The sequence below is a fragment of the Kitasatospora sp. NPDC024654 genome (assembly GCF_055559155.1).
The window spans coordinates 1-5,911 of sequence record NZ_JBVHLF010000176.1; the positions used below are offsets into that span (position 1 = coordinate 1).

The 5,911-nt window shown below is 69.9% G+C and carries 7 protein-coding genes and 3 pseudogenes; 4 read left to right on the plus strand and 6 right to left on the minus strand.

The features are described 5' to 3' along the window. Positions 1–90: 90 nt before the first annotated feature. Positions 91–267 (minus strand): hypothetical protein, encoded by a 177-nt coding sequence (locus tag ACZ38L_RS38050; RefSeq protein ID WP_465702471.1) that lies wholly within the window; start codon positions 265–267, stop codon positions 91–93. A gap of 345 nt (positions 268–612) precedes the next feature. Between ACZ38L_RS38050 and ACZ38L_RS38055 the strand changes: the two are divergent. The 3 genes and pseudogenes from ACZ38L_RS38055 to ACZ38L_RS38065 form a co-directional block, all read left to right on the plus strand. Then, a pseudogene (locus tag ACZ38L_RS38055) lies at positions 613–927 on the plus strand (amidohydrolase family protein); the annotation flags it as partial. 91 nt (positions 928–1,018) lie between these two features. Then, the gene (locus tag ACZ38L_RS38060) at positions 1,019–1,402 is read left to right on the plus strand and encodes an amidohydrolase family protein (RefSeq protein ID WP_465702481.1); all 384 of its coding nucleotides are present in this window, start codon (positions 1,019–1,021) and stop codon (positions 1,400–1,402) included. A gap of 52 nt (positions 1,403–1,454) precedes the next feature. Then, positions 1,455–1,577 (plus strand): annotated as a pseudogene (locus ACZ38L_RS38065) (IS630 family transposase); the annotation flags it as partial. A 26-nt stretch (positions 1,578–1,603) separates the two neighbouring features. On the opposite strand, the gene ACZ38L_RS38070 reads toward ACZ38L_RS38065, so the two are convergent. Continuing rightward, positions 1,604–2,593, minus strand: a complete 990-nt coding sequence (locus tag ACZ38L_RS38070) for a helix-turn-helix transcriptional regulator (RefSeq protein WP_465702473.1) — start codon at positions 2,591–2,593, stop codon at positions 1,604–1,606. A 92-nt stretch (positions 2,594–2,685) separates the two neighbouring features. Between ACZ38L_RS38070 and ACZ38L_RS38075 the strand changes: the two genes are divergently transcribed. Continuing rightward, on the plus strand, positions 2,686–3,084 hold the full coding sequence (locus ACZ38L_RS38075) for a VOC family protein (protein WP_465702475.1): 399 nt from the start codon (positions 2,686–2,688) through the stop codon (positions 3,082–3,084). Between the two features lie 179 nt (positions 3,085–3,263). Here the strand turns inward: ACZ38L_RS38075 and ACZ38L_RS38080 are convergent. The 4 genes and pseudogenes from ACZ38L_RS38080 to ACZ38L_RS38095 all read right to left on the minus strand — a co-directional run. After that, positions 3,264–3,439, minus strand: a pseudogene (locus ACZ38L_RS38080) (transposase); the annotation flags it as partial. A 50-nt stretch (positions 3,440–3,489) separates the two neighbouring features. Then, complete coding sequence (locus ACZ38L_RS38085; RefSeq protein WP_465702483.1) at positions 3,490–4,467, minus strand: LysR family transcriptional regulator; 978 nt, start codon at positions 4,465–4,467, stop codon at positions 3,490–3,492. A gap of 171 nt (positions 4,468–4,638) precedes the next feature. Continuing rightward, on the minus strand, positions 4,639–5,070 hold the full coding sequence (locus tag ACZ38L_RS38090) for an SRPBCC family protein (protein ID WP_465702477.1): 432 nt from the start codon (positions 5,068–5,070) through the stop codon (positions 4,639–4,641). 245 nt (positions 5,071–5,315) lie between these two features. Continuing rightward, positions 5,316–5,780, minus strand: coding sequence for an LLM class flavin-dependent oxidoreductase (locus ACZ38L_RS38095; protein ID WP_465702479.1), 465 nt, complete (start codon positions 5,778–5,780; stop codon positions 5,316–5,318). Between the last annotated feature and the right edge of the window lie 131 nt (positions 5,781–5,911).

The window sequence follows — 5,911 nt, forward strand, 5'->3', positions numbered from 1 at the left end:
ACCCGCTCACGCTGAGCACGCTCCCGCGCGGTCAGGCCACCCCCATCGGGATACCTCACCTCCCATACATAGAGCCGAACTGACTATCTGTCACCTCCATCTGCAAGCCTCAGTGGCGTCCATCTTCTTCAGCCGTATGTCGTTGAGGTCCAGCAGTTGCGGCCGGGCCTCGGGCCACTTGTTCGTGGCGAAGTACTCCTCGGACTGGCAGACGGTGTCGGGGTCGTCCGTGGCGAAGTGCTCCTCGATGGCGATCTTGTCCCGCATGGGTTCCTCCGCAGGGGGATGAGCACGGGCCGTCGCGAAGAGTCCGGCCGCCACAGGCGGGGATGCCGCCGTGGCGGCATCCCGTGGGAGCCTCGCCGGGCCGTCCCCAGGGGTGCGGCCGGATGCGGAAGCGGCTCACTGCCCACCCTCACACGCTGCTCCCACAGCCGCCGGTGAGACGCGTAGGCGTCACGGGGGCACCCGGTCATCCGTTGTCGGCGTCGTGCGGTGCGACCGGCGGGCCGTGGAGGCCTCACCGAACGCTCCCGCCGCCAGCCCGGGTTGGGACGGCGGGAAGCGGATCCTCGGCGCCCTCGCCGACCGACGGCCCGCCGTGACCAGGGCGTGGGTGGACGCCGGACAGCAGAACGCCGTTGTCAAGCACGGCGTCTGATCGCCACTCCGAACAGAACCGGCCGATACCGTGGCCGACCACCCCTGCCACGCCGGCAGGACCCGGCCGTGGCCGCGACCGAGCTGGAGCGCTGTGTGAACGAACTCGGGTTCCACGGTGCGATGCTCAACGGCTTCACCAACATCAACGACGCCAACACCGGCTGGTACTACGACCACGAGCGCTACCTGCCGTTCTGGGAGCGCCTCGAGGCACTCGGCGTGCCGGCCTACCTGCACCCGCGCGACCCGCTGCCGGGCAACCAGGGCATCTACGAGGGTCACCCGGAACTGTTCGGCGCCGTGTGGACCTTCACCGTCGAAACCGCCACCCACACGCTGTGCCTGGACCAGTGGCCTGTTCGACCGCTTCCCCAAGCTCACGATCATCCTCGGCCACCTGGGCGAGACCCTGCCGTTCAACATCTGGCGCATCGACCACCGCGCGGCCAGGATGGGCGACCTGATCAAGTACGAGAAGCCGCTGACCCACTACCTGCTCAACAATTTCTACGTCACGACCAGCGACAACTTCCACACCCAGACGCTCAACGCGACCATGGCCGAGATGGGCTCCGACCGCGTGCTGTACTCCAGCGACTACCCCTACGAATCCATGCGGGAGGCCTCCGACTGGCTCGACAGCGCCGCCATCAGCGACAACGACCGAATCAAGATCGGTCACACCAACGCCAGGCGCCTGTTCACCAAGCTGCCGGAGCGCGTCGGCAAGCGAGCCTGACCACGGCGGGCTGACCGCTGCGGGACGCCGGCGCCGGGAGACGGTGCGGATGATCGCGATGATCGACGGCACCCATCAGCTCGAGAGGGCGCCGATCGTGCTGGTCCGGGACCGGCTCAACACCCACGTCTCCCACGCCATGCGTGAGCTGACCGCCGAGCGTGCAGGGCGGACGCATCTCATGACATGCGTTCCCCGCTGTCAGGCTTGGCGGGCGTAGGACGCGAAGCGATCGGCGAGCGCGACGACGAGGTCGCGCAGTTCGTCGGGGCGCTCGATGACGAACGGCCGGTCGAGCGAGGCGAGTACCGGGGGCAACCAGTCGAGCCGCTCCGCCCGTAGCTCGACGCGCAGCCAGCGCTCGGCCGCCCGGTCCCGGCCTGCCGTGGGCTCGTGCTCCTCCAGGCTCGCGACGCTGGCGGGAAGGCGGGCGCGGATCTGCTCGACTGTCGCGTGGATCCGCAAGGTCACCTCGTGCTGGTACCCGGCCGTGGCGAAGCCCGACAACACGCGCTGTGCCGGACCGGGACCCGCGGGCGCTTCGAATGAGCCGGGCAGGGTCCTCGCGTCCGCGATGCGATCGAGTCGGAAGGTTCGGTCCTCGCGGATCTCGGCGTCCCTGCCCGTGACGTACCACCGGCCCGCATGGGTGACGATCCCGTACGCGTGCAGCGTGCGTTCGCTGCGCCGTCCGTCACGGTCGGTGTAGCGGATCGAGACCGGTCGGCGGTGGCGCACCGCGTCGGCGACGGTGAGCAGGATCCCAGCGTCCGGGGTGTCGAACTCGCCGGGCTGGTCCGTGAAGGCGAGATCCTCCAGGAGCGTGTCGAGCCGACGCGCGATGCGCTTGGGCAGCACCCGCCGGATCTTCGCCGATGCCGTCTCGTTCGCCGAGCGCTGCGACGTCGTCAACCCTGCTCGGCGGCCGGCGACCAGGCCGAGCAGCACGGCCAGCGCCTCGTCGTCGCTGAGCATGAGCGGAGGCAAGCGGTACCCGGGGGCGAGCCGGTAACCGCCGTAGCGGCCGCGCACCGATTCCACTGGCACGTCGAGGTCGATCAGCTGGTCCACATACCGCCGCACGGTGCGCCCTTCGACGCCGAGCCGGTCGGCGAGTTCGGCCACGGTCCGGGTGCCGCCCGACTGCAGCAGCTCCAGGAGTGTCAGCACGCGGCCAGTGGGTCGAGGCATGTGCACAATCTAACGCAAATACAGGACCGAATCTGTCCACTATTTCTCCTAGCCTGCGGAGTGCACGCCTTCAGCAGAGCCAAGGAGATCCCATGGACTTCGTCTCGATCCGCATCATCACCAGCGACGTGGCGCGTCTCGTCGCGTTCTACGAGCGAGCCACGGGGGCTCGGGCGACGTGGGCCACCGAGGACTTCGCCGAACTCAGGACCGCGGGCGCAACCCTCGCGATCGCCAGCACCCGCACCGTCCCGCTGTTCGCCCCGGGCTCCGCCCGCCCGGCGGACAACCACAGCGTGATCACCGAGTTCCTCGTCGACGACGTGGACCGCGTTCACCAGAACCTGACCGGCTTCGTCACCGACTTCGTCAGCGAGCCCACCACGATGCCCTGGGGCAACCGGTCGCTGCTGTTCCGTGACCCCGACGGCAACCTCGTCAACTTCTTCACCCCCGTCACTCCAGCGGCCATCGAGAAGTTCGCACGTTGACGCCACGCACAGTCGTTCACGCGGGAGCCCTGAGATCCCACGGCTCCCGCGTGAACGCGGCCGCGGCGGGCCAGGGAGATCGTGGCCCGGACCGTACACGAGGAGCGGGCCCGGCACGGCGATTCGGAGACGGCCAGCCGCTCCTCGACCCACATCTTGTTCCGTTCCCGTGGTTTGCCGGTCGACCCGGGTCCGAACTCATGGGGCGTCTCCCGCCACTGGGCACTGGACCGGAACCGCCAGATCACCCCTCGAACTGATCCCGAAGCCGCTCCGGGTACCGCCCGAACCTCCCGGTCGGCAGATAGGGCCCAATCAAATTCCACTGTTCGTCGGTGAGTTCCCCACCGGTCACACCCACCAGCGTCAACGGACATGCATCCGCACGGGCCGGGCGGTCTCGTACTACTCGGGGTCGATCGCGTCCGCCACGGCGATCTCAGAAGCTGCTGTCGGTGCGCGGAGAATCCGGCGGACGGCGTCGCGGAGCCAGCGGTGGGCTCCGTCGGCTGTGTGCCGGGGGTGCCAGGCCATGCCGATGGTCAGTGGTGGCAGTGCCAGGGGGATGTCGAGGAGCTGCAGTCCGAGGGCGCTGGCGTCGTCGGTCAGGGGCGAGGGTGCGGCGCCGGGGGGTGCGGCGGGTACGAGACAGACGATGTCGCTGCGGGCGGCAAGGGTCATGGCGGCCAGGTGGCTGGGGAGGACGATGCCGACCCGCCGGTGGAGGTTCTGCTCGGCCAGGGCGGTGTCGAGGGGGCCGGTGAACCGGCCGCGGCGGCTGACCGCGACGTGTTGGGCGGCGGCGAGCCGGGCTGGGGTCAGCGGCCCTTCGGTGAGCGGATGGCCGGGCCGGACGGCCGCCACCATGCGGAGGCTGACCAGTTCTTCGATCTGGGTTTCGGGGTCCACGTGGTCGATGGATCCGATCTCCAGGTCGACCCGGCCGTCGCGCAGGGCGGGGCCGGCTTCCAGTTCTTCGGCCCGGATCCGGAACGAGACCCCCGGCGCCTCCCGCTGGGCCAGCTGCAGCAGTCCCGAGGCCAGTGCCGCGCCGACCAGGTCGGCGGCTTGGAGGGTGAAGGTGCTGCGGAGGCTGGCGGGGTCGACGCTCGCGCCGGGGCTGAGCAGCGCTCCGAGGCTGCGCACCACTGCGGCCGCCTCCTCACGCAGGGCCTGGGCGCGTGGGGTGGGAACCATGGCCTGTCCGGCCCGGACCAGGAGGGGGTCCTGGAGGATGCGGCGCAGACGGGCGAGGGTGCGGCTCATGGCGGCGGGCGAGGTGTGCAGACGTGCGGCGGCGCGGGTCACGCTGTGCTCGGCCAGCAGGGCATCCAGCGCGATGGCGAGATTGCCGGCGTCGCCTACCAGTCCGCCCCGCCGCAGGCGAGGAACTGCGGGCGGAGGGCCGGCGGCCAGCTGCCGCCCTCAGGCTGATCACCACCCCGCACTCCAGGTCGATCGCCATCCGGCCGATCAGCGGCTCACCCCGCTCCGCTGCGGCCTCACCTGCTCCACGCCGCCCACACCGGGCGGCGTGGATCACGACGTCAGGAGTTACCTTTCCGCCTCCACCAGGTTCTTGAGCTGCTCGAGGTCGCCTCGGACCGTGTTCTCGATCCGGTGGATCTGGGCCATTCCTCGCGGGCCGCCGAAGGCGTCGTGGATGGCGTCCGGCTCGTACTCCATCCGGATCTGCACCTGGCTGTGGTCCTGGTCCAGTGATCGCACCGTGAGGTCGCCCTTCAGTGCCGGGCTGCCCTCCGTCCGCCAGGCGATGACCTGGTCGTTGTCGCGATCGGAGAGGACGGCCTCGAACTCTTGCTGCGCGCTCTTGGTCTGGACGTCGAGATGGGCGCGGTTGCTGCCGTGCGCATGGGCGCTCTGGACGCCGTCCATGAACGCGGGATAGGACTCGACGTCGTGCAGCCGGTCCCAGACCTTCCGCGCGGGCGCGTCGATGTCGATCTGCTCTTCGAGCCTGCTCATCACGAACCTCGCCTCCTGGCCCGGTGGGCCTATCGCTTCCCTCCAGCGTGCGCAGCAGGTCGGCCAGCCGGCAACGGGACCCCGGCCATGGCGCTGGAGTCGCCCGCCGATCTTGCTGGCCGTGGTCGCAGATCGGCGCAAACGTGCTGGTCAGAGCCGGTGTTGCGCAACGCTCGATTCAGTCGAACATACGCTCGAATCATGAGGGTGCGGGCACCACTCCGATGGGCGGCTGCTCGGCGGCTTCAGCTGGGCATCAGGGCGGGGGCGAGGAGACGCAGGTCTCGCAGTTGCTGCTGCAGGGTGTCGGCGATGGGCTGCACGGCGACATGGTCGGCACCGGCCTGGTAGTGCTCCCGGATGCGCTCGGCCAGCGTCTCCGGGGTGCCCCAGGGCACCACCGCGTCGATGAGTCTGTCCCTGCCTCCGTCGTCGAAGTCGGCGTCCGTGAAGCCCAGTTCGAGCAGGCTGTTGAGGTAGTTGGGCAGGCGCAGGTAGACGGCCGAGTAGGCGCGGGCGGTGGCGCGCGCCCGGTCGGGGTCGGTGTCGACCACCACGGCCTGCTCGGGGGCGAGCAGCGGGTCGGGGCCGAGCGTTGCGCGGGCCCGGCGGGTGTGTTCGGGTGTGACGAAGTACGGGTGAACGCCCTGGGCCCGGGTGGCGGCGAGCTTCAGCATCTTCGGGCGCAGCGCGGCGAGCACGCGGGGCACGACTCTGTTGCTCAATTCGGCCGAGCAGCAGAGACCGGTCAGGAGGGTCGCAACAGCCCCCGCGTTGCCGCAGGTCGCAGCCCGCGCTTCGGAGCCACTCCGGAATTGAGCAACAGTGATCCCGGGCCTTG

What these genes read in the sequence shown, in the direction of transcription:
- ACZ38L_RS38050 (WP_465702471.1), bottom strand. Translation starts at nt 267, where the DNA reads ATGCGGGACAAGATCGCCATCGAGGAGCACTTCGCCACGGACGACCCC.
- ACZ38L_RS38070 (WP_465702473.1), bottom strand. Translation starts at nt 2,593, where the DNA reads ATGCCTCGACCCACTGGCCGCGTGCTGACACTCCTGGAGCTGCTGCAG.
- ACZ38L_RS38075 (WP_465702475.1), top strand. Translation starts at nt 2,686, where the DNA reads ATGGACTTCGTCTCGATCCGCATCATCACCAGCGACGTGGCGCGTCTC.
- ACZ38L_RS38090 (WP_465702477.1), bottom strand. Translation starts at nt 5,070, where the DNA reads ATGAGCAGGCTCGAAGAGCAGATCGACATCGACGCGCCCGCGCGGAAG.